The 1,182-nt window shown below is 72.3% G+C and carries 3 protein-coding genes; 2 read left to right on the top strand and 1 reads right to left on the bottom strand.

Annotation, left to right across the window (positions count from 1 at the left end):
* A partial coding sequence (locus ACFW1I_RS30560; RefSeq protein WP_384675984.1) for a Clp protease N-terminal domain-containing protein occupies positions 1 to 242 on the bottom strand: 242 nt, incomplete at its 3' end.
* Positions 243 to 437: 195 nt separating this feature from the next.
* Here ACFW1I_RS30560 and ACFW1I_RS30555 point away from each other — a divergent pair.
* Positions 438 to 659, top strand: coding sequence for a hypothetical protein (locus tag ACFW1I_RS30555; RefSeq protein WP_384675982.1), 222 nt, complete (start codon positions 438 to 440; stop codon positions 657 to 659).
* Between the two features lie 70 nt (positions 660 to 729).
* On the top strand, positions 730 to 1,182 hold a 453-nt coding region (locus ACFW1I_RS30550; protein WP_384675980.1), incomplete at its 3' end, for an SRPBCC family protein.

The following is a 1,182-nucleotide window of genomic DNA, read 5'->3' as shown; positions in this document are numbered from 1 at the left end:
TATCCGATCGACCGCTGGACGAGGTAACCGAGGACCCGCGCGACCCGCTGTTCGCCGTCGAAGGCGGCGCGGGTCTCGGGGTCGGACTCGACGAGGGCGTGCAGCAGGTGGGCGGTGTCCACCTGGCGGTCGCCGTCGCGCAGGGCCCGGCGGCGGGCGGCCCCGAGCACGGTGGCGAGGAGCAGCGCGTGCCCGGCGGGGGCCGGGGGCGGGGTGGGGCGTGACGGGACGGGAGGGTGCACCCTCCCACCTCACCAGCCGTGCCCGCCCGGGTCATCACACGGGAGAACCATGTCCGCGTCCCACCGGAGTCGTGCACGCGTGCGCGACTCCTCCTCCTCGGGGAGGAGATCCGGACGAATTCCCGTACGGGGCGCGCGCCGCCTTGCCTCGCGCCCGGAACGCAACCATGTGCCGCCGTCGGACGTCTTTCCTGTGTGTTCTGGATGGTGGGCCTGGCCGCGCGTGACGGCCGGCAGTTCGTCTACCGGGTGTACGCACCCCGGGAGGCGCTGCCGGGCGATCTCTTCTGGGCCGCGTTCCACCGGCACGAGGAGGACGGCGGCCCGCGCGTCTCGGACGTCTTCGACGCGGCGGAGATCTGGTGGATCGGCGGCACGGGGCCGACCGCCGCAGAACTGACGGTTCATCAGTATTGAATGTTCACGCCCCTACGGCTACGTTCCGCGACACCAGAACCCAGCGGGCACGCGTGAAGGGGTGGTCGTCATGGCCGAAGTCAGCGCGGAGGCACGGATCGAGGCACCGGCCGGGAAGGTGTGGGAACGCCTCACCGATTTCGGTTCGTACGGGGAGTGGAACGCCACCCACACCAGCTTCCCGAACGGCGGCCCCGAGACCCTGGCGGCCGGGTCCACGTTCACCGAGAACATGAAGCTCATGGGCTTCCCGGCCGAGGTGCTGTGGACGGTCGAGGAGCTGGAGGACGGCCGGACCCTCGCCATCCGCGGCAAGGGCCCGATGGGCGTGATCGTCGGCACCCGCTACTCGCTCGCCGACGAGGGCGGGGCGACGACGGTCCGCATCGACGGCGAGTTCACCGGCGCGGCGGTCTCGCTCATGGCCGGCAAGCTGAGGGACTCGGCGACGGCGGCGCTGAACGAGTCGCTGCGCAAGCTCTCCGGCCTGGGCGCGCGTTCCCCCGCCGCAGGGAGGGGGGCG

It is taken from the genome of Streptomyces sp. NPDC058955 (genome assembly GCF_042741435.1).
In the GTDB taxonomy this organism is placed as follows: domain Bacteria; phylum Actinomycetota; class Actinomycetes; order Streptomycetales; family Streptomycetaceae; genus Streptomyces.
The sequence above is the reverse complement of the archived record's forward strand: the minus strand, read 5'-3'. Positions and strand labels throughout refer to the sequence as shown.